The following is a 25,812-nucleotide window of genomic DNA, read 5'->3' as shown; positions in this document are numbered from 1 at the left end:
TTCTCCTGTTCGCTTGACGGTGTACAGTTAACACCCTGAAGTCACTTCAAGGTCAACCGCTTCCGACAGGAGATTGCAATGAAGATCGGCGAACTCGCGAAAGCCGCCCGCTGCACGCCCGATACGATCCGCTTCTACGAGAAGGAGGGCCTGATGCCGGACGCGGAGCGGACCGACGCGAACTACCGGCGCTACACCGAGATCCACGTCGAGCGCCTGCGTTTCATCCGGAACTGCCGCGCGCTCGACATGACGCACGACGAGATCCGCGCGCTGCTGCGCCTCACCGACGGCCCGTCCGAGCGCTGCGATTCGATCAACGCGCTGCTCGACGAGCACATCGGCCACGTGAACGCGCGGCTCGTCGAACTGCAGCACCTGAAGGCGCAACTCACCGACCTGCGCGACCAGTGCCAGGGCGAACACACGGTGGAGGACTGCGGAATCGTGCATGGTCTCGCCACGATGGAAACGCCGGAGGCGCCCGCCAGGCGCACCCACGTCGGCTGAGCCGGAGCCGCGGTTTCCCCGCGTCCATCTTGTGCCCGTCCATCACCAGTCATAAAATAACCAGTCATTTTTTGACGATGGACATCACGCGGGAAACATGCCGAAATTCTCACCCCTCGCGCTCGCGGTGCTCGCGATGCTGACCGAAGCGCCGATGCACGCCTACCGCATCCAGCAGCTGATCAAGCTGCGCGGCAAGGACGACGTGATCAACGTGCGCCAGCGCAACAGCCTCTACCAGACGCTCGACCGGCTGCTGCGCGAACGGCTCGTGGTGGTCCACGAAACCGAGCGCGACGGGATGTTTCCGGAGCGCATCGTCTATGCGATCACCGACGCGGGCCGCAACTGCGCGCGCGCCTGGCTGCGCGAACAGCTCGCGCGCCCCGCGCGCGAATTCCCGGCGTTCCCGGTGGCGCTGTCGGTGCTGCCGCTGCTGTCCGTCGAGGATGCGCGCCGCCAGCTCGAAGCGCGGATCGGCGCGCTCGAGGAAGAACTCGAACGCCTCGACGCCGCGCGCAACGCCGCGCTCGCGATGCAGATCCCGCGCCTGTTCCTGCTCGAGGGCGAACTGCTGCAGGCCACGGTCGAAACCGAACTCGGCTGGGTCCGCAGCGTGGTGGAACACCTGAGGGCGGGCGCCCTGACCTGGAGCGAGGCGTGGCTGCGCGACGTGGCCGAGCGCCTCGCGCAATCCGACGCCGAATGAAGCGAACCCGGCGGCCGGCCGGCACCGGCCGCGCCGCCGCCGTTACTTCGCCGAGATGTCGATATCGCCGAAGTACTTGCGGCCGAGCGCCCGCACGGTGCCGTCGGCCTTGAGCTTGTCGATCGCGTCGTCGAGGCGCGCCTTCAGCGCGTCGTCGCCCTTGCGCAGCCCGAAGCCGATCCCGCTGCCGAGGATGCGGTCGTCGCGCACCGGCTGGCCGACGAAGCCGAAGCCGTTGCCGTCGGGCCGCGACAGGAATCCGCGCTGGCCGGCCGGCGCGAGCACCAGCGTGGCGTCGAGGCGACCCGAGACGAGATCCGCATACACCTGGTTCTGATCCTGATAGGCCACCACCGTCACGCCCGCGTTCGCCCAGTGGGCGTTCGCGTAGGTCTCCTGGATCGAGCCCTGCAACACGCCCACCCGCTTGCCCGCGAGCGATTCGGGGGTGGGCAGCAGCCCGCTGGCGCTGCGCGCGATCAGCTGCGTCGGCACGCGATAGATGATGGTGGTGAACGCGATCGCCTGGCGGCGCTGCTCGGTGGCATTCATCGCCGAATTGATCGCATCGAACTTGCGACCCTGCAGTGCCGGAATCAGTCCGTCGAACGAGGTCTCGACCCATCTGCACGACAACTGCGCGACCCGGCACACGGCGTTGCCGACGTCGATGTCGAAGCCCTGCAGCGTGCCGTCGGCCGCCTTCGATTCGAACGGCGCGTACTGCGCCTCGACGCCGAAGCGCAGCGTTGCCTGCGGCTGCGCCGCCAGCGCGCCGCCGGCGGCGAGGCCGCACGCCAGGGCGCAGGCCAGCGCGAGCGCCGCGCGCGGGTTCCATCGGTTCATCGTGGTCTCTCCTGCATGAGGGTCGGGGTTCGGGGCGGCGCGGCTCAGAAGGCGCTCAGGCGTCGCGCGCCTTCCACGAGCGTCGCGTCGTCCTTCGCGAAGCTGAGCCGGATCACGCCGGTGTCGGTGCCGTCGGCGTGGAAGGCCGACAGCGGGATGGTCGCGACGCGTGCCTCGCGGATCAGCCGCAGCACGAAATCGCCGTCGCGCTCGTCGCTGAGATGGCGAAAGCGCGCGAGCATGAAGAACGTGCCCTCGCTCGGCAGCAGTTCGAAGCGCGAGCCGGCCAGCTCGCGCGCGAGCAGGTCGCGCTTGCGCTGGTAGAACGGCGCGAGCCCGAGATAGCTCTGCGGCTCGGCCAGCGCCTCGGCGAACGCGACCTGCATCGGCGTGTCGGCCGCGAACGCCATGAACTGATGCACCTTGCGGATCTCGTCCATCAGCAGCGCCGGCGCGAGGCAGTAGCCCACGCGCCAGCCGGTCACGTGGAACGACTTGCCGAACGACGACACGATCACGCTGCGCCCGGCCAGCTCGGGCCGGCTCGCCATGCCGTGATGCGGCGCGCCGTCGTAGACCATGTGCTCGTAGACCTCGTCGGAAAGGATCACGATGCCGGTGTCGCGCGTGAGCCGTTCGAGCCGCGCGAGATCGCCGGCGCCGAACACGGTGGCGGTCGGATTGTGCGGCGTGTTGACGATGATCATGCGCGTGCGCGGCGTCAGCGCGGCGGCCACCTCGTCCCAGTCGATCCGCAGCGTCTCGGGCGAGAGCTTGATCGCCACCGGCACGGCGCCCTGCAGGCGCACGATCGGCGCGTAGCTGTCGAACGACGGCTCGAAGTAGAGCACCTCGTCGCCGGGATGCACGAGCGCGCTGATGGTCGCGTAGAGCCCCTCGCTCGCGCTCGCCACCACGGTGATCTCGCTGCCCGGATCGTAGCGCGCGCCGGTCAGGCGCTCGGTCTTCGCCGCGAGCGCCTCGCGCAGCGCCACCACGCCCGGCATCGGCGCGTACTGGTTGTGGCCGTCGCGCATGGCGCGCGCCACGCGCTCGACGAGCGCGGGATCGGGCGCGAAGTTCGGCGCGCCCTGCGCGAGGTTCAGCGCGTCGTGCTCGGCGGCGAGCCGGCCGATCACGGTGAAGATGTTGGTGCCGACGTCCGGCAGTTTGGAGCGGGGCGTGGTGGCGCTCTGCATGGTCGTCTCGACGGTCGAAGGGACGCGGGCCGGCAGGCCTGCCTGGTACCGGTCGATTTAGCCAAGGACAATTTCCGCGCGCAACCGAATCGTATGCATGCCCGCGATGAGGAAAACGCATGGCAGGGCGCATCGATCGAGCGCTCAGGCGGCACGGCGCGCGACCATGAAAAAAGGCCGGCCGCCGGGACGCGCGATGCGCGCCCGGCGGCCGGCCCGATGCAACGGATTCCGAAACATCCGCGCGCGGCGGCGCGCGGTGCCCGTCAGCCGTTCAATCCATGCTTACTTGCCGCCGATGCTCTTGAGCGGCACCCACTCGCCCTTCACGACCTTGTACATCGTGATGCCGCCGTTGCGCAGGTCACCCTTCGAGTCGTAGGCGATGTGCGTCGAGGTCACGCCGGCCATGTCGGTCTTCGCCAGCACCGGCAGGTACTTGGCCGGATCGGTCGAGTCGGCCTTCTTCATCGCGTTGAACATCGCCATCGCGCCATCGTAGGCATACGGCGAGTAGGTCTGCACGTCCTCGCCGAAACGCTTCTTGTACTTGTCGGCGTAGGCCTTGCCGCCCGGCATGTCGTTCAGCGGCAGGCCCGCGAGCGACGCGATCGTGCCGTCCGACGCATCACCGGCGATCTTCAGGAAGGTCGGCGTGTGCACCATCTCGCCGCTCATCAGCGGTGCCGTGGCGATGCCGAGCGACTTCATCTGCTTGACCATCGGCGCACCCTGCGAGTCGGCGCCGCCGTAATAGATCAGGTCCGGCTTGGCGGCCTTCAGCTTGGTCAGGATCGCCTTGAAGTCGACGGCCTTGTCGTTCGTGAACTCACGATCGACGATGGTCGCGCCGGCTGCCTTGGCGGCCTTCTCGAACTGGTCGGCAAGGCCCTGGCCGTAGGCGGTGCGGTCGTCGACGATGGCGATCCGCTTCATGCCCAGATCCTTCACCGCGAACGCGCCGGCCACCGAGCCCTGCTGCGTGTCGGACGTCATCATCCGGAACGTGGTCTTGTAGCCCTGCATCGTGTACTCAGGCGCCGTCGCCATGGCGATTTCCGGGATGCCGGCGTTCGCGTAGATGCGCGAGGCCGGGATCGTGGTGCCCGAGTTGAAGTGACCCAGCATGCCCTTGATACCGTCGTCGACGAGCTTCTGCGCGACCGTGGTACCCGTGCGCGGGTCGGCCTGGTCGTCCTGCGTGTCGAGCACGAACGTCACCGGCTTGCCGCCGATCACGGGCTTCGTCGCGTTGAAGTCCTCGATCGCCAGCACGATGCCGTTCTGCATGTCCTTGCCGTAGTGCGCCTGCGCTCCCGTCATCGGCGCCGCGAAGCCGATCTTCACGTCTTCCGCGTATGCGGTCCCCGCCAGCGACATAACGGCAACGAACGTTGCGCCTGCCACTTTTTTCATCGTGTGTTGCATAGCTTCTCCTAATACCAGGGTAAGTGGAGCGACTTCGGGTTTGCCTTGCCGCTTCCGTTTCGTCATGCCAACCAGCCGGGATCGCTCAGCCGATCGTCATCAGGTTCGCGTTGCCGCCTGCCGCCGCGGTGTTCACGCTGACCGAGCGCTCGGTCAGCAGGCGTTCCAGCGCGTAATCCTCGTCGCCGTTCTCGAAGGCGCCCGCCGCCACGCCCTGCACCGACACGATCGGCCCGGGGCGCTGCGCCACCTCCTTCACGAGCGCCAGCAACTCGTCGCTGTCGCCTTCGAACAGCACCGCGTCGAAGCTCGCATCGGGTTGCTTGCGCACGCCCGCATATGGCTTCAGCGCGGCCGGCAGCGCGGCGGCCAGCGCCTCGCCCGCGGCGCCCGCGAACAGCGCGCGGTTGCCGGTGGCCAGCACCGCCGCAAGCTGCGCGCGCGCGCCCCTGGCGGTCGCCGCCACGCACAGCACCGTGCCGCGCGGGCCGAGCGTGTAGGTGTTGCGTTCGCCGGTCGGCCCCGGCAGTACCGCGGTGGCGCCCGCCAGTACGTGCGCCAGATAGCTCTCGCAGCGCGCGGCGAGCGCCGGCTCGCGTTGTTCGATCAGCCAGTCGCGCAGCGCGGCCAGCGCCGAGGACGGATTATCACCCGACTCGCCGTCCACCGGCGCATCGACCATCAGCGACGCCTCCAGCGACTTCGGCAGCCCGGCCGGACGCGTGGCCAGCAGGCGCTGCAGGTAGAGCGCGCCGCCCGCCTTCGGGCCGGTGCCCGACAGGCCCTCGCCGCCGAACGGCTGCACGCCCACCACCGCGCCCACCACGTTGCGGTTCACGTAGATGTTGCCCACGTGCGCGCGGCCGATCACGTGTGCGATGGTCTCGTCGATGCGCGTGTGGATGCCGAGCGTAAGCCCGTAGCCGGTCGCGCGCACCTGGTCGAGCAGCTTGTCGAGCGCGCTGCGGCGGTAGCGCACCACGTGCAGCACCGGGCCGAACACCTCGCGCTTCAGCTCGTCGATGCTGCCGATCTCGATCAGCGTCGGCGGCACGAAGGTGCCCTGCGCGCAGCCATCCGGCATCGGCAGCTGGGTCACCGCATGGCCCTTGTCCTTCATCGCGGCGATGTGCGTGTCGATGGTGCGCTTCGCCTCGGCGTCGATCACCGGGCCGACATCGGTCGACAGTCGGTCCGGGTTGCCGAGCGACAGCTCGTGCATCGCGCCCTTCAGCATCGTCAGCGTACGGTCGGCCACGTCGTCCTGCAGGCACAGCACGCGCAGCGCGGAGCAGCGCTGGCCGGCCGAGTCGAACGCCGAGTTCATCACGTCGGCCACCACCTGCTCGGCCAGCGCCGACGAATCGACGATCATCGCGTTCTGGCCGCCGGTCTCGGCGATCAGCGGGATCGGCTTGCCGTCCGGGTCGAGCCGGGCCGCCAGCACCTTGTTGATCAGGCGCGCGACCTCGGTCGAGCCGGTGAACATCACGGCGCGCGTGCGCGGATCCGACACCAGCGCCGCGCCCACCGTCTCGCCGTCGCCGGGCAGCAGTTGCACCGCGCCGGCCGGCACGCCTGCCTCGCGCAGCAGGCGCACGGCCTGCGCCGCGATCAGCGGGGTCTGCTCGGCCGGCTTGGCCAGCACCGTGTTGCCGGCCGCCAGCGCGGCGGCCACCTGGCCCATGAAGATCGCCAGCGGGAAATTCCACGGGCTGATGCAGACCACCGGACCGAGCGGGCGATGCGTGTCGTTCGAGAACTCGTCGCGGATCTGCGCCGAGTAGTAGCGCAGGAAGTCGATCGCCTCGCGGATCTCGGCCACGGCGTTCGGCAGCGATTTGCCCGCCTCGCGCACCACCAGGCCCATCAGCGTGTGCATCTGCGCCTCGAGCAGGTCCGCGGCGCGCGCCAGGCAGTCGGCGCGCGCCTCGACCGGCGTGGCCTGCCAGATCGGCGCGGCCGACACCGCGTGCGCGAGCGCCGCGCTGACGTGCTCGGGCGTCGCCTCGCTGACGGTGCCCACCACGTCGCGCTGGTCGGCCGGATTGCGCACCTCGCGCGCCGGCGCGTCGGCCAGCGCCTCGTCGGCCAGCAGCGGCGCGGCGCGCCACGGGTGGTGCGCGCTCGTCAGCAGTGCCGACGACAGCGACGCGAGCCGGTGCTCGTTCGACAGGTCGAGGCCCATCGAGTTGGCGCGCGAATCGCCGTAGAGCTGGCGCGGCAGCGGGATCTTCGCGTGCGGCGCGCCGAGCGGCACGATGCGCGCCGATTCCTCGACCGGATCGGCCACCAGATCCTTCACGGCCACCGTCTTGTCGGCGATCCGGTTCACGAACGAGGTGTTCGCGCCGTTCTCGAGCAGGCGGCGCACCAGATACGCAAGCAGCGTTTCATGCGTGCCGACCGGCGCGTAGACGCGGCACGGCCGGTTCAGCTTGTCGCGGCCCGTCACTTCCTCGTAGAGCGGCTCGCCCATGCCGTGCAGGCACTGGAACTCGTACTGGCCCGGGTAGTAGTTCTGGCCGGCCAGGTGATAGATCGCCGAGAGCGTGTGCGCGTTGTGCGTGGCGAACTGCGGATAGACCGCGTCGGGCGCGCCGAGCAGCTTCTTCGCACAGGCCAGGTACGACACGTCGGTGTAGATCTTGCGCGTGTAGACCGGATAGCCCTCCAGGCCGTCCACCTGCGCGCGCTTGATCTCCGAATCCCAATAGGCGCCCTTCACGAGCCGGATCATCAGGCGGTGACGGCTGCGGCGCGCCAGATCGATCAGGTAGTCGATCACGAACGGGCAGCGCTTCTGGTACGCCTGCACCACGAAGCCGATGCCGTTCCAGCCGGTCAGCTCCGGATCGAAGCAGAGCGCCTCGAGCAGGTCGAGCGAAATCTCGAGGCGGTCCGCTTCCTCGGCGTCGATGTTCAGGCCGATGTCGTAGCGGCGCGCCAGCAGCGCGAGCGCACGCACGCGCGGCAGCAGCTCGGTCATGGTGCGGTCCTGCTGCGCGCGCGAGTAGCGCGCGTGCAGCGCCGACAGCTTGATCGAGATGCCCGGGCCTTCGTAGATGCCGCGGCTGCCGGCGGCCTTGCCGATCGCGTGGATCGCCTGCTCGTAGGACGCGTAGTAGCGCAGCGCGTCCTCCTCGGTGGTAGCGGCCTCGCCGAGCATGTCGTAGGAGTAGCGGAAGCCGCGCGCCTCGTACTTGCGGCTGTTGGCGAGCGCCTCCGAGATCGTCTCGCCGGTCACGAACTGCTCGCCCATCAGGCGCATCGCCATGTCCACGCCCTTGCGGATCAGCGGCTCGCCGCCCTTGCCGATCATGCGCGTGAGCGCCGACGAGAGCCCCGCCTCGCTGTTGGTCGTGACCAGCTTGCCGGTGATCATCAGCCCCCAGGTGGCCGCGTTGACGAACAGCGACGGCGCATGGCCGACGTGCGAGCGCCAGTCGCCCTTGCTGATCTTGTCGCGGATCAGCGCGTCGCGCGTGGCGCGATCGGGGATCCGCAGCAGCGCCTCGGCCAGGCACATCAGCGCCACGCCTTCCTGGCTCGACAGCGAGAATTCGTGGATCAGCCCTTCCACGCCGCCGCCCGAACTCTTGGTGCGCAGCGTCTCGACCAGCCTGCCCGCCATCGTCTGGACCTCGCTGGCGAGGTTGGCCGGCAACCGCGCCTGGCCGATCAGGAACGGCACGCACTCGGGTTCCGGGCGACGGTACGCGGCGGTGATCGCCGCGCGCAGCACCGACTGCGGCTGCACGCTCTGCGCGAATTCGAGGAACGGGTGCGGGGCGCCGTCTTCGGCGTCGGCCTGGCTGTCGGCCAGCTCGGCGAAGCCGCTGCGGCCCGACAGCTCGGCCGGCAGCTGGCCGTGCTCGATGCGTTCGAGGTACGCGAAGATGGCCTGCTTGATCAGCCAGTGGGGGGTGCGCTCCAGTCGCGCGGCGGCGTCCTTGAGACGCGAGCGAAGCAGATCGTCGACTTTGACGCCTAGGGTGGTGCTTGCCATGATTCCTTTTTGTGCCGGGCTGGAGCCGGCGGTCGCGTGGATGAGACTCGCGGAATCCTATGCCACACAATAAAAAGGTGCAACCGAATTACAAGCCCGGTTGCACCCTTACAAAATTCTTTGGAATCAATGCATTAGATCATTGCAACCAGGCCTCGCCAAGCACCGGAGCGATCGGTATTTTCCCTTAGCCCAAAATCGGGCCGATCTGCCCGGAACGGATGCACCGGAATGGGGAAACGGCGCCGACAGCCCCGCGAGGACATTCCGGCTCGCACGCATGGCGGGTGCGGAAGAACGGAAAACCGCCGCGAGGCAGGTGCGACAAGGCGCGGCAGGGGTTTGGTCGTGCCGCGACGGGGTTGCGCCGGCAGGCCGGCACGCTTGCCGCGGCCGGCCGGTGCGCCTGCGCATCGCGGCGGGCGCGGCCGGGTTGCACCACTTCGATGCATTCGCGCGAGCCGTGTCGCGACGCGCCGGCGCTCAGATATCGAGCGGATCGACTTCGACACTCCAGCGCAACACCCCCTTCAGCTCGCGCAGCAGCGGCTGCCACGCGGCGAGCACGCGCTGCAGCACCACGCGCGACGCGCTTTCGACCAGCAGCTGCGCGCGATGCACGTGCATCACCTTCACGATCGTCAACGGCACCGCGTCGTAGACGGTCACGCGCTCGGCCCCGGGCAGCGCGGCGAGCGCGGCCGCGCCGGCCTGCAGGAACGCGATCGCGGCCTCCAGCGTGCGCCCCTCGGCGCGCAGCAGCGCCTGGTAGACGAACGGCGGCAGGTGCGCGTCGCGCCGCTCGGCCAGCGTTGAATTGGCGAAGCCGACGTAATCGTGGCGCGCCAGCGCGTGGTAGAGCGCGTGGCGCGGATAGCGCGTCTGGATCAGCACGTCGCCGGCCAGCCCGGCGCGGCCGGCGCGCCCGCTTACCTGCATCAACTGCGCGAACAGCCGCTCGGTGGCGCGAAAGTCGTGCGAGAACAGCGCGGTGTCGGCGTTCAGCACGCCGACCAGCGAGACGCGCCGGAAGTCGTGGCCCTTCGCGATCATCTGGGTGCCGACCAGGATGTCGATCTCGCCCGCGTGGACGTCGGAGAACAGCGCCTGCGCGCTGCCCTTGCGGCGCGTGCTGTCGGCGTCGATGCGCAGGATCCGCGCGCCGGGCACCGCCTCGGCAAGCGTTTCCTCGACGCGCTGGGTGCCGCGGCCGAGCGGCGCGAGATCGACGTTGCCGCACTCCGGGCAGGCATGCGGAATCCGCGATTCCCAGCCGCAATGGTGGCAGCGCAGCGCGCGCTCGGGCTTGTGCAGCACCACGTAGGCGCTGCAGCGCGGGCAGCCGGCGACCCAGCCGCAGGCGTCGCAGGCCAGCGCCGGCGCGTAGCCGCGGCGGTTCAGGAAGATCAGGCTCTGCTCGCCGCGTTCGAGGCGCCCCTTCAGCGCCGCCACCAGTGGCCCCGACAGCCCGCCGAGCGAGGCGCGCCCGCGCCGCCGTTCCTCTTCCAGATCGACGAGCCGCACGCTCGGCAGCACCGCGTCGGCCACCGCGCGCCGCGACAGCGTGAGCCGCTGGTAGCGCCCCTGCTCGGCGAGCCACCAGCTTTCGAGCGACGGCGTGGCCGAGCCGAGCACCACCGGCACGTCGAGCTGCTTGGCGCGCCACACGGCCAGATCGCGCGCCGAGTAGCGCAGGCCTTCCTGCTGCTTGTAGGCGGGCTCGTGCTCCTCGTCCACCACGATCATCGCCAGCGACGGCAGCGAGGCCAGCACCGCGAGCCGCGTGCCGAGCACGATCCGCGCGCGGCCGGTGTGCGCGGCGAGCCAGTGCCGCGCGCGCTCGCCCTCGGCGAGCCCGCTGTGCAGCGTGACGATCGCGTCGCCGGGCATCACGGCCGCGAAGCGCGCGCGGAACGCGGCCTCGAACTGCGGCGTGAGGTTGATCTCGGGCACCAGCACCAGCGCCTGCGCGTCGGGCCGCGCGTCGAGCAGCGCCGCCAGCGCGCGCAGGTAGACCTCGGTCTTGCCGCTGCCCGTCACGCCGTGCAACAGGAACGCCGCGAAGCCGCGCGCCGCGCTGATCGCGTCGAGCGCGTCCTGCTGCTCGGCCGTCAGCGGCGGCGGCACAGCCGCGCCGACCCGGTTGTCCACCGGTTGTCCACCGGCGTCGGCGATCGAGATTTCGTCGCGCGCGGCCCAGCCGGCCTCGCACCAGGCGTCGAGCGTCGCGCTCGCCTTCGGATGCAGCGCGCGCAATTCGGGCAGGCCGAGCGAGGGCGCCTCGACGAGCGCCTGCGCGAGCCGGCGCAGCGCCGCCGCGCGCGCCGGCAGCGCGTCGGGCAGCGCCTCGCGGCCGGCCGGCAGCAGTCGATAACGGACTTCGGGCGCCAGCAGGCGGCCCCAGCGCGACGCGTCGCGCAGCGCCTGCGGCAGCGCCGGCAGCGCGACCTCGCCGCGCCCGCGCTGGTAATAGTCGGCCGCGAACGCGATCAGTTCGAGCCAGGCGTCGGACAGCGGCGGCAGTTCGGAGCAGACCTCGGTCACCTCGCGCAGGCGGTTCGCGGGGACCTCGGTGTGAGTGGCAACTTCGCAGATCAGCCCGACGGCGAGCCGTTTTCCGAACGGCACCTGCACGAGCATGCCGCGCTCGGGCGGCACCGCCGCGCCGTAGCGGTAGTCGAACAGCGTCGCCAGCGGATGGTCGAGCGCGACGCGGACGAAGCCGTTCCCTCTCATCGCCCGGGCGCCGCGCCGCCGCGCGCGATCGAAGGCCGGCGCACGGCCGGCGCCGCGAAGTTAAAGTAAAACATCACTTTCGCCGCTAAGTTTCGGATTCTCATTAAGAATCGGGGAACGCCGGTTCCGCCTGTGGATAACTTTGTTGAGAACTCGCGCTTGACAGGCCGGGAACGGTGTCCCCATCTGCGCTTCGCTGCATTTTGATACGTTCTGGCACCGATCGCGGAGCCTTATCCAGCAAGGCTGCTATCCGTTTTCCGACGCAATAGCGTGAGCGGTTTGTTGATGTGGCGCTCTACCGCGCCGCAACGTGCAAAATGTGTATAAGTCAAGTCTTGACAAGCCGGGAAGTGCCAATCGGCGGGCGGCGACGCCCCTGATGGCGGCTCGCCGGCCTCCCGGCCCGCGGCGCGCGCCGGCCATTCGTCGCTGCAATGCAGCATCGCGCCGACAGTGACCGCTCAGCCCAGCGAGCCCGCGCGCAGCGTCCTGCTGTGCCGATGCACTTCGTCGACGAGTTCCGCGACGTGCTCGGGCGGCGTGAACTGCGAAATCCCGTGGCCGAGGTTGAACACGTGGCCCGGATGGTTGCCGTAGCTGTCGAGCACCGCGCGCGCTTCCATGCGGATCGTCGCCGGCGGCGCGAACAGGATCGACGGATCGATGTTCCCCTGCAGCGCCACGCTGCCGCCCACGCGCTCGCGCGCGCGGCCGAGGTTGACGGTCCAGTCGAGGCCGACCGCGTCCACGCCGCTGGCGGCGATGTCCTCGAGCCAGAGCCCGCCGCCCTTGGTGAAGGTGATCACCGGCACGCGCTCACCGTCGTGTTCGCGCTTGAGCTGCGCGACGACGCGGCGGATCGGGTCGAGCGAGAGCCGCTGGTAGGCGCCGTCGGCCAGCGCGCCGCCCCAGGTGTCGAAGATCATCACGGCCTGCGCGCCCGCTTCGATCTGCGCGTTGAGGTAGGCGGCCACCGCGTCGACGTTCACGTCGAGGATGCGCTGCATCAGGTCGGGCCGCGCGTAGGCCATCGACTTCACCGTGCGGAAATCGTCGGAGCCACCGCCTTCCACCATGTAGCAGGCGAGCGTCCACGGGCTGCCCGAGAAGCCGATCAGCGGCACGCGCTGGCGCCCCTGCGCGTCGGTCAGCGCGCGGCGGATCTCGCGCACCGCGTCGGTCACGTAGCCGAGCGTCGCGCCGATGTCGGGCACCGCGAGGCGCGCGACGTCGGCCTCGGTGCGCACCGGATGCGCGAACTTCGGCCCCTCGCCGGCCTGGAACTCGAGGCCGAGCCCCATCGCGTCGGGGATCGTCAGGATGTCGGAGAACAGGATCGCCGCGTCGAGCGGATAGCGTTCGAGCGGCTGCAGCGTCACTTCCGTCGCATATGCCGGGTTCTTCGCGAGCCCGAGGAAACTGCCGGCGCGCGAGCGGGTGGCGTTGTATTCCGGCAGATAACGGCCCGCCTGGCGCATCAGCCAGATCGGCGTGTAGTCGGTCGGCTGGCGCAGCAGCGCGCGCAGGAAGGTGTCGTTGAGCAGGTTATGAGCCACGGTGGAGAGCGAGGGAGCGTGAGCAAACGGGCATTCTACCGGAGCAGCCGCCCGGAACCGTGCGAGCGCGTCGCGCCGGGCGGCCCGCCATGCCCCCACGCACCGCTATCATCACGGGCCGGCGGGTTCGCCCGCCGCCCTGATCCCGACATCCATCGAACCGGCCGGCGCGGCCGGCCCTCCGGAGACCTCGATGCCGTTCGTCCGCTCCCAGCGCTTCATCCACCGCGCGCGTCATGCGCGTCGCCCGCATCGCCCGGCCCAGGCGCGGCCCCGGTTCCTCGCGGCGCCGGCCGTCGCGCTTGCGCTGGCCGGCGCCGCAGTCTTCGGCTCGCCGTCGGCGCTGGCCGCGGACGCGACCGACGCCCCCGGCGCCACCGGCGTCGCCGCGCCCGCCTCGCGGCTCGACGCGGTGCTGGCGCGCGGCACGCTGCGCATCTGCACCACCGGCGACTACCGTCCCTACTCCTACTATCGGCCCGACGGCCGCTTCGAGGGCATCGACGTCGACCTGGCCGAGTCGCTCGCGCGCTCGCTCGGCGTGCGGGCCGAGTTCGTCAAGACCAGCTGGCGCACGCTGACCGACGACTTCATCGCAAAATGCGACGTCGCGGTCGGCGGCATTTCGACCACGCTCGACCGCCAGAAGCGCGCGTTCTTCACGCGCCCGACCCTGCAGGACGGCAAGACGCCGATCGTGCGGTGCGCCGACGTCGACCGCTACCGCACCGTCGCGCAGATCGACCAGCCCTCGACGCGCGTGATCGTGAACCCGGGCGGCACCAACGAGCGTTTTGCTCGGCAGTTCCTGTCGCACGCGAACCTGACGGTCCATCCCGACAACGTGACGATCTTCCGGCAGATCCTCGACGGCCACGCGGACGTGATGGTGACCGACGCGTCCGAAACCCGCTGGCAGCAGAAGCTCAACCCGGGGCTCTGCTCGGTCCATCCCGACCAGCCGTTCCAGTTCGGCGAGAAGGCCTACATGCTGCCGCGCGGCGACGTGGTGTTCCAGCAGTACGTCGATCAGTGGCTGCATCTCGCGCGCGAGAGCGGCGAATTTCAGTCCATTACGGACAAATGGCTGAAATGAGCCGCGGCGGCCCCGTGCGGCGGCCCCGCGAGGAGGCATCCGGCGGCCGCAAACCCGGGACACCGCCGCGCCCCGTCGAACGCCGTTTCCGCCCGCGCGGCGCCGCTACCCGGCAAATTTGGCGGCACGATCGCCGGCCGAATCCTCACCGTTGCGATCGAATTGGTCCGACCGCCCGACCACGCCGTCGCGCGATTACCTGCCGGCACGCCCTTAATCACGTCATCACTTAATTCAATTGTTTCGATCCGACAAATGATGCAATATCAAAACGCATGAAATCATAACTTTCGTCAAATGAGACGCATCGCATGAGAGTGGATAATCGAGCACAGAAAGCCGTCGGGAAAATGTGGTAAAAATGACGCCGAGAGCCCCCTGCCCAAGGGGTAAAAAATCCCGGAGAGCCTTATCTGGCGGGCGTTACAACCTGATACACTTTGTTACCGCGCTACTTTCCCAATTCGCCCACAATGGCTCTCACGGTTTCAACACGGATGTGGTCTTTCTAGTGCGGCGTGTGAGCGGATGCGATGCACTTTAATAGTCCGTCGGCCTTGCGCCGAATCCCTTATCAGGGGCATCCCTGTTGGAATCGTGATCGGCCCACGCCGATTGCGTTCCACCTTTGGTCTCCTCGCGCTAACCCCGTAGCGTGTGGTTTTTAGCGGGCTCTTAAGCCCGCTTTTTTTCGTCCGCAGAAAACGCAACCGGCATTTTTCAGGCCGTTTTCTGCACCGCCAGCCCGAGTTCGTCGATCATCGCCTCGCGCATCACGAACTTCTGCACCTTGCCCGTCACGGTCATCGGCAGCGCCTCCACGAAGCGCACGTAGCGCGGCACCTTGTAGTGCGCGATCTGCCCGCGGCAGAACTCGCGCAGGCCTTCCGCGTCGAGCGTCTCGCCGGCGCGCAGCACCACCCACGCGCACACCTCCTCGCCGTACTTCGCATCGGGCACGCCGAACACCTGCGCGCTCTGGATCTTCGGATGGCGGAACAGGAATTCCTCGATCTCGCGCGGATAGATGTTCTCGCCGCCGCGGATCAGCATGTCCTTGAGGCGCCCGACGATGTTGCAGAAGCCTTCCTCGTCGAACGTGGCGAGGTCGCCCGTATGCATCCAGCCGTCGACGATCGCCGCGCGCGTGAGCGCGTCGCCGCCATCGCCCGCGCCGTCGTGCCAGTAGCCCGACATCACCGAATAGCCGCGCGTGCAGAGTTCGCCCGTCTCGCCCACCGGTACGATCGCGCCCGCCGCATCGATGATCTTCGCCTCCAGGTGCGGCTGGATCCGGCCCACCGTGGTGGTGCGCTTCTCGAGCGAATCGGTGGTGGTGCTCTGGAAGGAGACCGGGCTCGTCTCCGTCATGCCGTAGGCGATCGTGACCTCCGTCATGTGCATCTCGGCAACCACGCGCTTCATGGTCTCGATCGGGCACGGCGAGCCGGCCATGATGCCGGTGCGCAGCGTGGACAGGTCGAAGCGGCCGAACTCGGGATGGTCGAGCTCGGCGATGAACATGGTCGGCACGCCGTGCAGCGCGGTGCAGCGTTCGGCCTGCACGGCCTCGAGCGTCGCGAGCGGATCGAACGCGGCGCCCGGGAACACCATCTTCGCGCCCACCGACACGCAGGCCAGCGCCGCCAGCACCATCCCGAAGCAGTGATAGAGCGGCACCGGGATGCAGAGCGCGTCCTGCTCGGTCAGGTGCATCACGTGGGCGATCGCGATCGCGTTATTGACGATGTTGCGATGCGTGAGCGTGGCGCCCTTCGGGCTGCCGGTGGTGCCGCTCGTGAACTGGATGTTGATCGGATCGGTCTGCGCGAGCCCGGCGCCGAGCACGTCGAGCGCCGCCCGCGTGCGCTGCGCGCGGCCCTGCGCCAGCACCTCGTCGAAGCGGAACATGCCGGCCGGCGCCTCAGCGCTCATCGACACGATCGCGCGCAGCGACGGCACGCGCGCGCAGCGCAGCGAGCCCGGCATCTGGCTGTCCAGCTCGGGCAGCAGCGTGCGCAGCATCTGCGTGTATTGCGAGGACTTGAACGACTCGGCCGCGATCAGCACCTTGCAGCCGACCTGGTTCAGCGCGTAGTCGAGTTCGGCGAGCCGGTAAGCGGGATTGATGTTGACGAGGATCGCACCGATCCGCGCGGTGGCGAACTGCGTGAGCAGCCACTCGACCCGGTTCGGCGCCCAGATCCCGACGCGCTCGCCCGGCGCGATGCCGAGCGCGACCAGCGCGGCGGCCAGCGCATCGACCTCGTCGCCGAACTCGCGCCAGCTCCAGCGCACGCCCTGCTCGCGGGACACCACGGCCGGTCGGTCGGGAAAGCGCGCGATCGTGTCGGCCAGGAACGCGCCGACGGTCGCGTGGCTGAGCGGCACGTCAGTCGCGCCGCGCACATACGAGAGGCCGTCGCACGGCGCGATCCGCGCGCCGTCGGCATCGTCCACCGCGCCATCACCGCCAGTCGTCGCCGCCGCCATCGTCGCCATGCCGTCTCCACGCGCGCAGGATGAGCGGCCCATTCTGCACCCGCCGCCCCTCGCCCGACATCGGGGTTAGCGCGGGCAGGACGATGCGCGACAAGCTTCGCGGCGCGGCCGGGACGTGCGTCGGGATGCATGCCGAAAAGCGCGGGCGAAAAAAAAGCAGCCCGAAGGCTGCTTCTTCCTGCCGACGCGCGAGGCGCCGACGTGCGTCAGTTCTTGCTGCGGATCTTCGCGAGACGCTGGATCGCCTCGAGCTGCGCCATCGCGGTCGCGAGTTCCGACTGCGCCTTGGCGAGATCGATGTCCGACTTCGCGTTCTGCAGCGTTTCCTCGGCGCGACGCTTCGCTTCCTCGGCCTTGGCGGCGTCGAGGTCGCGGCCGCGGATCGCGGTGTCGGCGAGCACGGTGACCGCGCCCGGCTGCACTTCGAGAATGCCGCCGGCGACGAACACGAACTCGTCGGCGCCGGCTTCGGACTCGATGCGCACCGCGCCCGGACGAATCCGGGTGATGAGCGGCGTGTGGCCGGGCAGAATGCCCAGTTCACCCGATTCGCCCGGCAGCGCGACGAACTTCGCCTGGCCCGAGAAGATTTCCTCTTCCGCGCTGACGACGTCTACTTTGATGGTTGCCATATCGACTCCTGTCGACGAAGCGCGGCGCCTGAGCGTCTCGCCCCGTCCCATGCACGGCGGGTTGAGCGTGTTGCGTGTCGCGCGGGCGGCACCGGGATCGACCGCGCACCTGCCGCGATGCGCCCCGACGCCTGCCCGCGCAAGCGACTCACTTCACCCTTACTGGATCTTCTTGGCCTTCTCGAAGGCTTCGTCGATCGTGCCGACCATGTAGAACGCCTGTTCCGGCAGGTGATCACACTCGCCGCCGACGATCATCTTGAAGCCGCGGATGGTTTCCTTCAGCGGCACGTACTTGCCCGGCGCGCCCGTGAACACTTCCGCGACGTGGAACGGCTGCGACAGGAAACGCTGGATCTTCCGGGCGCGTGCGACCGTCAGCTTGTCTTCCGGCGACAGTTCGTCCATGCCCAGAATCGCGATGATGTCGCGCAGTTCCTTGTAGCGCTGCAGCGTCTGCTGCACGCCGCGCGTGATCGTGTAGTGCTCTTCGCCGATCACGTTCGGGTCGATCTGGCGCGAGGTCGAGTCGAGCGGATCGACAGCCGGGTAGATACCCAGCGAGGCGATGTCACGCGACAGCACGACGGTGGCGTCCAGGTGGCCGAAGGTGGTGGCCGGCGACGGGTCGGTCAAGTCATCCGCCGGAACGTACACGGCCTGCACGGACGTGATCGAGCCGGTCTTGGTCGACGTGATGCGCTCCTGCAGCTTGCCCATTTCCTCGGCCAGCGTCGGCTGATAACCCACCGCCGACGGCATCCGGCCCAGCAGTGCCGACACTTCGGTGCCAGCCAGCGTGAAACGGTAGATGTTGTCGACGAAGAACAGCACGTCGAGGCCTTCGTCACGGAAGTGCTCGGCCATCGTCAGGCCGGTCAGCGCGACGCGCAGACGGTTGCCCGGCGGCTCGTTCATCTGACCGTACACGAGCGCGACCTTGTCGAGCACGTTCGAGTCCTTCATTTCGTGGTAGAAGTCGTTCCCTTCACGGGTCCGCTCGCCCACGCCCGCGAACACGGAGTAGCCGCCGTGCTCCTTCGCGATGTTGTTGATCAGCTCCATCATGTTGACGGTCTTGCCGACGCCGGCACCGCCGAACAGGCCGACCTTGCCGCCCTTCGCGAACGGACAGACCAGGTCGATCACCTTGATGCCCGTTTCGAGCAGTTCGGTCGACGGCGACAGCTCGTCGAACGCCGGCGCCTTCTGGTGGATCGAGCGCTGATGTTCGCTCACGATCGGGCCGGCTTCGTCGATCGGGCGACCGAGCACGTCCATGATGCGGCCGAGGGTCGGCTTGCCGACCGGCACCGAGATCGGCTTGCCGGTGTTCTTCACCAGCACGCCGCGGCGCAGGCCGTCGGAGGCGCCCAGACAGATGGTGCGGACGATGCCGTCACCAAGCTGCTGCTGGACTTCGAGCGTCAGCTCCGAACCTTCCAGCGTCAGCGCGTCGTAGATCTTCGGCATGCCGTCACGCGGGAATTCCACGTCGATAACGGCGCCGATGCACTGTACGATCTTGCCTTCTACCAAAGCAGTAGTACTCATCGCTTTTCCTTTCAATACCTGATTCTTGACTCGCGCAAGGGCGCAGTTTCGAGGCAACGGTCGCCCGGCCGCTTACACCGCGGCGGCACCGCCGACGATCTCCGACAGCTCCTTCGTGATCGCGGCCTGCCGGCTCTTGTTGTACGACAGCTGAAGCTCGCTGATCACGGTCTTCGCATTGTCGGACGCAGCCTTCATCGCGACCATTCGCGCCGATTGCTCGGACGCCATGTTTTCCGCCACGGCCTGATAGACGAGCGCCTCGACGTAGCGCACCAGCAGTTCGTCGACCACCGCCTGCGCATCCGGCTCGTAGATGTAGTCCCACGAGGTCGAGGGCGTGCCGTCCGCGCCGTTCTCGAAGTGATCGGCCGCGAGCGGCAGCAGCTGCTCGATCACCGCTTCCTGCTTCATCGTGTTGATGAAGCGCGTGTAGGCGATGTACACGGCCGACAGCTTGCCTTCCGAGTACAGGTCGAGCTGGACCTTCACGGCGCCGATCAGCTTGTCGAGGTGCGGCGTGTCGCCGAGCTGGACGACCTGCGAGATCACCTTGCCGCCGAAGCGGTTCAGGAAGCCGAGGCCCTTGCCGCCGATCGCGGTGGCTTCGAACTTCTGGCCCTGCTTCTCGAGTTCCTTCAGCTTGTTCACCGTCGCGCGCAGCACGTTGGTGTTCAGGCCGCCGCACAGACCCTTGTCGGTCGTCACGAGGATCAGGCCCGCCGTCTTCGCCTCGTCGTTCGCCACCATGAACGGGTGGCGGTACTCGGGGTTCGCGCGGCTCATGTGCGCGGCGATCGCGCGGACCTTGTCGGCATACGGACGGGCTGCGCGCATGCGTTCCTGCGCGCGGCGCATCTTCGATGCCGCGACCATCTCCATCGCCTTGGTGATCTTGCGCGTGTTCTGCACGCTCTTGATCTTGCCGCGAATTTCCTTCATTCCAGCCATTGCTTGCTCCTTGACCGAAGCGGCACGGCGCTACGCGCGCCGCACCGCTTCAGGGTGTCCCTCGCGGATCAATAGGCGCCCGACTTCTTGAAGGACTTCAGCGCTTCGTGCAGCGCGCCGTCGTCTTCCTTCGACAAAGCCTTGGTGTCTTCGATACGCTTGATGAGCTCGGCGTGGCTGGCCTTCAGGTACTCGCGCAGGCCCTTCTCGAATGCGAGGACGTCCTTGACGTCGACGTCGTCGAGATAGCCGTTGTTCGCCGAGAACAGCGCGACGGCGAGTTCCCACACCTGCAGCGGCTGGTACTGCGGCTGCTTCAGCAGTTCCGTCACGCGGCGGCCGCGTTCGAGCTGCTTGCGCGTCGCGGCGTCGAGGTCCGAGGCGAACTGGGCGAACGCGGCGAGCTCGCGGTACTGCGCGAGGTCGGTACGGATGCCGCCCGAGAGCTTCTTGACGACGTTGGTCTGCGCGGCGCCACCGACTCGCGACACCGACACGCCGGCGTTGATTGCCGGACGGATGCCCGCGTTGAACAGGTCGGTTTCCAGGAAGATCTGGCCGTCGGTGATCGAGATCACGTTGGTCGGCACGAATGCCGTGACGTCGCCGGCCTGCGTTTCGATGATCGGCAGCGCCGTCAGCGAACCCGTCTTGCCCTTGACTTCGCCGTTCGTGAACTTCTCGACGTACTCGGCCGACACGCGCGCGGCGCGCTCGAGCAGGCGCGAGTGCAGATAGAACACGTCACCCGGATACGCTTCGCGGCCCGGCGGGCGACGCAGCAGCAGCGAGATCTGGCGGTAGGCCCAGGCCTGCTTGGTCAGATCGTCATAGATGATCAGCGCGTCCTGGCCGCGATCGCGGAAGTATTCGCCCATCGAGCAGCCCGCATACGGCGCGAGATACTGCATCGCGGCCGAATCCGAGGCCGAGGCCGACACGACGATGGTGTATTCCATCGCGCCGGTTTCCTCGAGCTTGCGCACCACGTTCATGATCGACGAAGCCTTCTGGCCGATCGCGACGTAGATGCAGATGAGGTCCTTGCCCTTCTGGTTGATGATCGTGTCGAGCGCGACGGCGGTCTTGCCCGTCTGGCGGTCGCCGATGATCAGCTCGCGCTGGCCGCGGCCGATCGGCACCATCGCGTCGATCGACTTGACGCCCGTCTGCACCGGCTGCGACACGCCATGACGCCAGATCACGCCCGGGGCGATCTTCTCGATCGCATCGGTCGCCTTCGCGTTCACCGGGCCCTTGCCGTCGATCGGGTTGCCGAGCGCATCGACCACGCGGCCGATCAGTTCCGGGCCGACCGGCACTTCGAGAATGCGGCCCGTCGTCTTGACGATGTCGCCTTCCGAGATGTGGCCGTAGTCGCCGAGAATCACGGCGCCGACCGAGTCGCGCTCGAGGTTCAGCGCGAGGCCGAACGTGTTGCCCGGAAATTCGAGCATTTCGCCCTGCATCACGTCCGACAGGCCGTGGATGCGCACGATGCCGTCCGTCACGGAGATCACGGTGCCCTGGTTGCGAACGTCCGCGCTCGCTTCAAGGCCCTGGATCCGGCTCTTGATCAGCTCGCTGATCTCAGAGGGATTGAGTTGCATATTCGCTCCTGATGTTCAATTCTGTTGCCGGCAGCCGCGCTCAGGCCGTCAAGGCAGCCTGCATGCTGGCCAGCCGCGCGCGCACCGAGGTATCGAGCACTTCGTCGCCGACCGTCACGCGCACGCCGCCGATCAGCGACGCGTCGATCTCGACGGTGGCCTTCAGCTTGCGCCCGAACTTGCGTTCGAGACTCGCGACGAGCTCGGCGAGCGGGACGCCCTCGAGCGGGAACGCGCTGACGATCTGCACGTCGGCGGCGCCTTCGCGCGCGTTCTTCAGTTCGTCGAATTGCACGGCGATTTCCGGCAGCAGCACGATGCGGTGATTGTCGACCAGCATCCGCACGAAGTTCTTCGCTTCCGCGCTGTCCGCGAGCGGCGACTTCACCGCGGCGAGCAGCAGCTCGACGATCTGCTCGCGCGCCACCTTCGGGCTCGATGCGACAGACTTCACTTCGGGCAGTTGCGCAACCTGGGCCAGCGCCTCGACGAGCGTGGACCAGGCGGCGATGTCACCAGCCTCGGCCACGCGGAACAGCGCTTCTGCGTAAGGGCGGGCGATGGTTGCAAATTCGGCCATGATCAGAGCTCGGCTTTCAGTTGATTCAGCAGTTCGGCATGGGCCGTCTGGTCGACTTCGCGCTTCAGGATCTGTTCGGCGCCCTTGACGGCGAGCGTGGCAACGTCGGCGCGCAGCGCTTCACGGGCCTTCACGACTTGCTGTTCGGCGTCGGCCTTGGCTTGCGCGATGATGCGGGCCGCTTCGGCCTGCGCGTTCGCCTTGATTTCTTCGGCGACGGCGAGCGCGCGCTTTTCAGCGTCGGCGATGCGTTGCTGGCCGTCGGTGCGGGCTTGCGCGAGTTCCTGGTCGGCGCGCTGGTGCGCGGCCTCGAGTTCCGCCTTGCCCTTTTCCGCTGCGGCCAGGCCGTCGGCGATCTTCTTCGCGCGCTCGTCGAGTGCATTGATCAGCGGCGGCCACACGAACTTCATCGTGAACCACGCGAGGATCAGGAACACGACCAGCTGCGCAAACAGGGTTGCGTTGAGATTCACGGTGTTTCCTTAGTCTGCTATTCCGGGAAAATGAAACGGTAAGGCGCTCATCGATTGCAGCCGATCAGCGCCCGGTCTCCGTTCCGCCCTGCGCCCCTCACCTTCGGTGCGGGCGCAACATTTCCGGGGAACCTTAGCCTGCGAGCTTCGACAGGAGCGGGTTCGCGAACGCGAACAGCATCGCCACGCCCACGCCGATCAGGAATGCGGCGTCGATCAGGCCGGCCAGCAGGAACATCTTCGTTTGCAGCGGATTGATCAGTTCAGGCTGACGTGCGCAGGCTTCGATGTACTTGCCGCCCATCAGGCCGATACCGATACAGGCGCCGACGGCACCCAGGCCGATGATGATGCCGATACCGATGGCGGTCAGACCCTGGATGTTGGCGATGAAAGCTTGCATGATCACTCCTATGTGAAAAGACTGGGAACTAGAGATTTAAAAAACGAAAAACGAAGACTCGTGGGTCCGGCGCGCTCAGTGCTTCTCGTGCGCCTGACCGAGATACACCAGCGTCAGCATCATGAAGATGAACGCCTGCAGCAGCACGATCAGGATGTGGAAGATCGCCCAGATGCTGCCCGCGATCACGTGACCGACGAAGCCGAGCACCGTCGCGTCGCCACCGAAGCTCCACATGCTGCCGAGCAGGGCGATCAGCAGGAACACCAGTTCACCGGCGTACATGTTGCCGAACAGCCGCATGCCGAGCGACACCGTCTTGGCGACGTACTCGACGATGTTCAACGCGAGGTTCGGAATCCACAGCAGCGGGTGCGCGCCGAACGGCGCCGACAGCAGCTCATGCACGAAGCCGCCCAGGCCCTTGATCTTGATGCTGTAGTAGATCATCAGCACGAACACGCCGAGCGCGATGCCGAGCGTGCCGTTCAGGTCGGCGGTGGGGACGATGCGATGGTGGGGAATCACGCCCGACAGACCGATCAGGTCGATCACGCGACCCGGCAGATCCACCGGCAGGAAGTCGAGAGAGTTCATCAGCAGCACCCAGACGAACACGGTCAGGGCGAGCGGCGCGATGAAGGTGCGATTGCCGTGGACCACGGCCTTCGATTGATCCTCGACCATCTCGACGACCATCTCGATCAGGCACTGGAAGCGGCCGGGCACGCCCGGCGTGGCCTTGCGAGCGGCCAGACGCAGCACCAGGATGGTGACGAGGCCACAGACGATCGACCAGAACAGCGTATCGAGGTTCCACACATGGAAGTCGACGATCGACGTCTGATGCGAGGAGGTGAAGTTCTGCAAGTGGTGCGCAATGTACTCGGACGGATCCAGAGCGTGCGTGCCTTCGCTAGCTGCCATAGTCGTTAATGCCACCCAAATTGTCGAAAATCGTTGTTTTACGCATTGCCGCAACAAATTATTGCGGGAACACGCGAGCGCAACCTCGGGTCGTATTGCGATACTGACGCCCACGTCAATTCGGAATTCGACAGCCGTTTTGCTGCAGTATGCTTTACCGCCAGGCCAGAGCGAGCCAGTAGGTTTTCAGCGCGACGAGGTAGGTGACCAGCAACGGCACCCAATGCACATCCGGAAACCGGAGCGCCACCGCGGTGAACATCGCGATCGTCACGCCCAGCTTCAGCGCCTCGCCGAACATCCAGCCCATCACGGTGTTCGCACCGCCGAATCTCAGTCTCGCTGCAAACACCGCACTCGGTACCCAGCCGATCGCTCCGCCCATGAACGCGGATTGCGCAGCGGCGCCCGGCGACTTCGAAAACAGCCACCACGCCAGCGTTGCAACCAGGGACAAGGCCACTTGCGCGATCACCACCCGAAACGGGGTGACGCGAGATGGCCGGCTCACCTCGGGACCGAACAGCGCCTGCGCCTCGGCCCGCGTGAGCGGAACGATAAGGTTATCCTGCTGCCCGGCATCCCAGTCGTCATCCGCCGCCGGGGAGCCGTGCCGCTGCGCGGCAGCGACCTGCTGCGCATGGTGATCGTCGTGCCTGTCTTTCGGCGCTTGACCCGCCATCGCAATCTTCCGCAAATTCGCTTTTCTTCCCGTCAGCTTTCCATAGGCTTTCAGGGCTGCCGTGCTAACAAATCCGAGCGATTGTAAGCGATACCCGCAGGCGATTCAAGGTTTTGCACGAGACAAAAACACCACGGAAACGACGTTCGAGTCGAACAAAATCGCGTGAATTTTCGACGACAGACAACAGTTGTAAGGTCTGTTTCTGCTTCGCCTTTCAAAACCGTTTCGATCCGGCTCGCGCCGGCTGCGGCGCGACCCGCAGTCCGTTAGAACCAGCGCAGCCAGGCGGCGCCCGCCGCGAACGCGGCGAGGCCGAACGGCACGCAGACGAGGTGGAACGGCAGCCAGATGCCGGGCGCCTTCGCGAGCCGCACCGCGATCAGGTTCGCGAGCGAACCGATCGCGAAGCCGAAGCCGCCGACGCTCACGCCGAACGCGAGCGCGCGCCAGTCGCCGCTGAACTCCGAGAGCAGGATCGCCGCCGGCACGTTGCTGATGCCCTGCGACAGCACCGCGCCCGCCGTGTAAAGGCGCAGCGGCACGTCCAGGCCGAGCCGCGCGAGCGTGTCGTGGACCGCGGGCAGCGCCGCCGCACCGCGCAGCACCACGAACATCAGCACGAAGATCAGCAGCAGCAGCCAATCGATGCGCAGCACCGCCTCGCGTCGGAGCACGCCGAGCATCACGGCGACCACGATCACGCCCGGCACCGCGTAGTGTGCGTCGGCCGCCGCCACGAAGCCGGCGAACAGCAGCGCGGCCGCGATCGCGAGCGGCCGGCGCACCGGATGCGGCTCGCGATCCCCGGAAAAATCGAGGGGTTTTGAACGGAACCAGCAAGCCGCCAGAAAGAGCAGCATCGCCATCGTCATCAGCGCGAGCGGGCCCAGTTCGAGGATGAAGCGACCAAATGACGCACCACTGCGCTGCCAGAGAAACAGGTTCTGCGGATTGCCGAGCGGCGTCGCGATCGAACCGGCGTTGACCGCGATCGCGAGGCAGATCACGAGCCGCTTGAACGGCAGCGGCGCGAGTTTCTGCAGCGAGACGACGAGCGGCACCGCGACGAACAGCGCCACGTCGTTGGTGAGCCAGGTGGCGAGCACCGCGGCGAACACGATCAGCAGCATCGCGAGCGAGCGCTCGGTGCGCACGTGCTGGACGATTCGGTGCGCGAGCCACATCAGGAAGCCCGACATCTCGAGCGCCTTCGTCACCATCAGCAAGCCGGCCAGCGTCGCTACCGTCTGCCAGTCGACGAGCCTCGCGAGCGCGGCCACCGGCTGTGGCCGCGCGACCTGCAGCGCGATCAGCGCGACCACGAGGATCGACAGCACCGGCTCGCTCGCGACGAACGCGAGCCACCGCCGGGGGGCGCTCTTCCCGCTCAGTTCCACCATGGG

The 25,812-nt window shown here is 67.7% G+C and carries 20 protein-coding genes; 3 read left to right on the top strand and 17 right to left on the bottom strand.

Translation table 11 applies throughout. The annotated features are described in order from the left end of the window. Positions 1–78 precede the first annotated feature (78 nt). Positions 79–510: a Cd(II)/Pb(II)-responsive transcriptional regulator gene (gene cadR / locus bpln_RS00405; protein WP_055137845.1), complete on the top strand. Its 432-nt coding sequence runs from the start codon at positions 79–81 to the stop codon at positions 508–510. Between the two features lie 97 nt (positions 511–607). Next, positions 608–1,219, top strand: coding sequence for a PadR family transcriptional regulator (locus bpln_RS00400; protein ID WP_055137844.1), 612 nt, complete (start codon positions 608–610; stop codon positions 1,217–1,219). A gap of 42 nt (positions 1,220–1,261) precedes the next feature. Here the strand turns inward: bpln_RS00400 and bpln_RS00395 are convergent, their stop codons facing one another. The 6 genes from bpln_RS00395 to hemE all read right to left on the bottom strand — a co-directional run bounded on the left by bpln_RS00395 (position 1,262) and on the right by hemE (position 12,996). Next, entirely contained in the window at positions 1,262–2,065 is an 804-nt protein-coding gene (locus bpln_RS00395; protein WP_055137843.1) for a transporter substrate-binding domain-containing protein, read from the bottom strand. A 44-nt stretch (positions 2,066–2,109) separates the two neighbouring features. Further along, entirely contained in the window at positions 2,110–3,264 is a 1,155-nt protein-coding gene (locus tag bpln_RS00390; RefSeq protein ID WP_042623498.1) for a pyridoxal phosphate-dependent aminotransferase, read from the bottom strand. Between the two features lie 285 nt (positions 3,265–3,549). Next, complete coding sequence (locus bpln_RS00385) at positions 3,550–4,692, bottom strand: branched-chain amino acid ABC transporter substrate-binding protein (RefSeq protein WP_042623497.1); 1,143 nt, start codon at positions 4,690–4,692, stop codon at positions 3,550–3,552. An 85-nt stretch (positions 4,693–4,777) separates the two neighbouring features. Next, positions 4,778–8,701 (bottom strand): trifunctional transcriptional regulator/proline dehydrogenase/L-glutamate gamma-semialdehyde dehydrogenase, encoded by a 3,924-nt coding sequence (gene putA, locus bpln_RS00380; protein ID WP_042623496.1) that lies wholly within the window; start codon positions 8,699–8,701, stop codon positions 4,778–4,780. 483 nt (positions 8,702–9,184) lie between these two features. Further along, positions 9,185–11,437, bottom strand: a complete 2,253-nt coding sequence (locus tag bpln_RS00375; RefSeq protein WP_055137842.1) for a primosomal protein N' — start codon at positions 11,435–11,437, stop codon at positions 9,185–9,187. Between the two features lie 464 nt (positions 11,438–11,901). Then, positions 11,902–12,996: a uroporphyrinogen decarboxylase gene (gene hemE / locus bpln_RS00370; RefSeq protein WP_055137841.1), complete on the bottom strand. Its 1,095-nt coding sequence runs from the start codon at positions 12,994–12,996 to the stop codon at positions 11,902–11,904. 193 nt (positions 12,997–13,189) lie between these two features. Here hemE and bpln_RS00365 point away from each other — a divergent pair, with 193 nt between their 5' ends. Continuing rightward, positions 13,190–14,092 carry a transporter substrate-binding domain-containing protein gene (locus bpln_RS00365; protein WP_244131970.1) on the top strand — a complete coding sequence of 301 codons (903 nt, stop codon included), beginning with the start codon at positions 13,190–13,192 and terminating at the stop codon, positions 14,090–14,092. Between the two features lie 720 nt (positions 14,093–14,812). Here bpln_RS00365 and bpln_RS00360 read toward each other — a convergent pair. The 11 genes from bpln_RS00360 to bpln_RS00310 all read right to left on the bottom strand — a co-directional run bounded on the left by bpln_RS00360 (position 14,813) and on the right by bpln_RS00310 (position 25,809). After that, positions 14,813–16,594 carry an AMP-binding protein gene (locus bpln_RS00360; protein WP_055137840.1) on the bottom strand — a complete coding sequence of 594 codons (1,782 nt, stop codon included), beginning with the start codon at positions 16,592–16,594 and terminating at the stop codon, positions 14,813–14,815. A gap of 206 nt (positions 16,595–16,800) precedes the next feature. After that, positions 16,801–17,226 carry a F0F1 ATP synthase subunit epsilon gene (locus bpln_RS00355; protein WP_012734182.1) on the bottom strand — a complete coding sequence of 142 codons (426 nt, stop codon included), beginning with the start codon at positions 17,224–17,226 and terminating at the stop codon, positions 16,801–16,803. Between the two features lie 159 nt (positions 17,227–17,385). After that, complete coding sequence (gene atpD, locus bpln_RS00350) at positions 17,386–18,780, bottom strand: F0F1 ATP synthase subunit beta (RefSeq protein ID WP_042623492.1); 1,395 nt, start codon at positions 18,778–18,780, stop codon at positions 17,386–17,388. Positions 18,781–18,852: 72 nt separating this feature from the next. Next, positions 18,853–19,731 (bottom strand): F0F1 ATP synthase subunit gamma, encoded by an 879-nt coding sequence (gene atpG / locus bpln_RS00345; protein ID WP_042623491.1) that lies wholly within the window; start codon positions 19,729–19,731, stop codon positions 18,853–18,855. Positions 19,732–19,799: 68 nt separating this feature from the next. Next, positions 19,800–21,341 carry a F0F1 ATP synthase subunit alpha gene (gene atpA, locus bpln_RS00340; RefSeq protein ID WP_042623490.1) on the bottom strand — a complete coding sequence of 514 codons (1,542 nt, stop codon included), beginning with the start codon at positions 21,339–21,341 and terminating at the stop codon, positions 19,800–19,802. Between the two features lie 40 nt (positions 21,342–21,381). Then, positions 21,382–21,921 carry a F0F1 ATP synthase subunit delta gene (locus tag bpln_RS00335; protein ID WP_042623489.1) on the bottom strand — a complete coding sequence of 180 codons (540 nt, stop codon included), beginning with the start codon at positions 21,919–21,921 and terminating at the stop codon, positions 21,382–21,384. Positions 21,922–21,923: 2 nt separating this feature from the next. Then, on the bottom strand, positions 21,924–22,394 hold the full coding sequence (locus tag bpln_RS00330; protein ID WP_042623488.1) for a F0F1 ATP synthase subunit B: 471 nt from the start codon (positions 22,392–22,394) through the stop codon (positions 21,924–21,926). Positions 22,395–22,527: 133 nt separating this feature from the next. Then, the gene (atpE, locus tag bpln_RS00325) at positions 22,528–22,797 is read right to left on the bottom strand and encodes a F0F1 ATP synthase subunit C (protein WP_013696170.1); all 270 of its coding nucleotides are present in this window, start codon (positions 22,795–22,797) and stop codon (positions 22,528–22,530) included. A 75-nt stretch (positions 22,798–22,872) separates the two neighbouring features. After that, positions 22,873–23,724 (bottom strand): F0F1 ATP synthase subunit A, encoded by an 852-nt coding sequence (atpB, locus tag bpln_RS00320; RefSeq protein ID WP_042623487.1) that lies wholly within the window; start codon positions 23,722–23,724, stop codon positions 22,873–22,875. A 154-nt stretch (positions 23,725–23,878) separates the two neighbouring features. After that, positions 23,879–24,406, bottom strand: coding sequence for an ATP synthase subunit I (locus bpln_RS00315; RefSeq protein WP_042623486.1), 528 nt, complete (start codon positions 24,404–24,406; stop codon positions 23,879–23,881). A 269-nt stretch (positions 24,407–24,675) separates the two neighbouring features. Next, positions 24,676–25,809: an SLC13 family permease gene (locus bpln_RS00310; RefSeq protein ID WP_055137839.1), complete on the bottom strand. Its 1,134-nt coding sequence runs from the start codon at positions 25,807–25,809 to the stop codon at positions 24,676–24,678. Positions 25,810–25,812: the final 3 nt, after the last annotated feature.

Origin of the sequence: Burkholderia plantarii (genome assembly GCF_001411805.1) — a bacterium.
GTDB lineage: Bacteria > Pseudomonadota > Gammaproteobacteria > Burkholderiales > Burkholderiaceae > Burkholderia > Burkholderia plantarii.
This window is presented reverse-complemented; position numbering and strand designations above follow the sequence as displayed.

Coding starts and splice junctions, on each gene's coding strand:
- cadR (WP_055137845.1), top strand. CDS start 79: ATGAAGATCGGCGAACTCGCGAAAGCCGCCCGCTGCACGCCCGATACG.
- bpln_RS00400 (WP_055137844.1), top strand. CDS start 608: ATGCCGAAATTCTCACCCCTCGCGCTCGCGGTGCTCGCGATGCTGACC.
- bpln_RS00395 (WP_055137843.1), bottom strand. CDS start 2,065: ATGAACCGATGGAACCCGCGCGCGGCGCTCGCGCTGGCCTGCGCCCTG.
- bpln_RS00390 (WP_042623498.1), bottom strand. CDS start 3,264: ATGCAGAGCGCCACCACGCCCCGCTCCAAACTGCCGGACGTCGGCACC.
- bpln_RS00385 (WP_042623497.1), bottom strand. CDS start 4,692: ATGCAACACACGATGAAAAAAGTGGCAGGCGCAACGTTCGTTGCCGTT.
- putA (WP_042623496.1), bottom strand. CDS start 8,701: ATGGCAAGCACCACCCTAGGCGTCAAAGTCGACGATCTGCTTCGCTCG.
- bpln_RS00375 (WP_055137842.1), bottom strand. CDS start 11,437: ATGAGAGGGAACGGCTTCGTCCGCGTCGCGCTCGACCATCCGCTGGCG.
- bpln_RS00365 (WP_244131970.1), top strand. CDS start 13,190: ATGCCGTTCGTCCGCTCCCAGCGCTTCATCCACCGCGCGCGTCATGCG.
- bpln_RS00360 (WP_055137840.1), bottom strand. CDS start 16,594: ATGGCGACGATGGCGGCGGCGACGACTGGCGGTGATGGCGCGGTGGAC.
- bpln_RS00355 (WP_012734182.1), bottom strand. CDS start 17,226: ATGGCAACCATCAAAGTAGACGTCGTCAGCGCGGAAGAGGAAATCTTC.
- atpD (WP_042623492.1), bottom strand. CDS start 18,780: ATGAGTACTACTGCTTTGGTAGAAGGCAAGATCGTACAGTGCATCGGC.
- atpG (WP_042623491.1), bottom strand. CDS start 19,731: ATGGCTGGAATGAAGGAAATTCGCGGCAAGATCAAGAGCGTGCAGAAC.
- atpA (WP_042623490.1), bottom strand. CDS start 21,341: ATGCAACTCAATCCCTCTGAGATCAGCGAGCTGATCAAGAGCCGGATC.
- bpln_RS00335 (WP_042623489.1), bottom strand. CDS start 21,921: ATGGCCGAATTTGCAACCATCGCCCGCCCTTACGCAGAAGCGCTGTTC.
- atpE (WP_013696170.1), bottom strand. CDS start 22,797: ATGCAAGCTTTCATCGCCAACATCCAGGGTCTGACCGCCATCGGTATC.
- atpB (WP_042623487.1), bottom strand. CDS start 23,724: ATGGCAGCTAGCGAAGGCACGCACGCTCTGGATCCGTCCGAGTACATT.
- bpln_RS00315 (WP_042623486.1), bottom strand. CDS start 24,406: ATGGCGGGTCAAGCGCCGAAAGACAGGCACGACGATCACCATGCGCAG.
- bpln_RS00310 (WP_055137839.1), bottom strand. CDS start 25,809: ATGGTGGAACTGAGCGGGAAGAGCGCCCCCCGGCGGTGGCTCGCGTTC.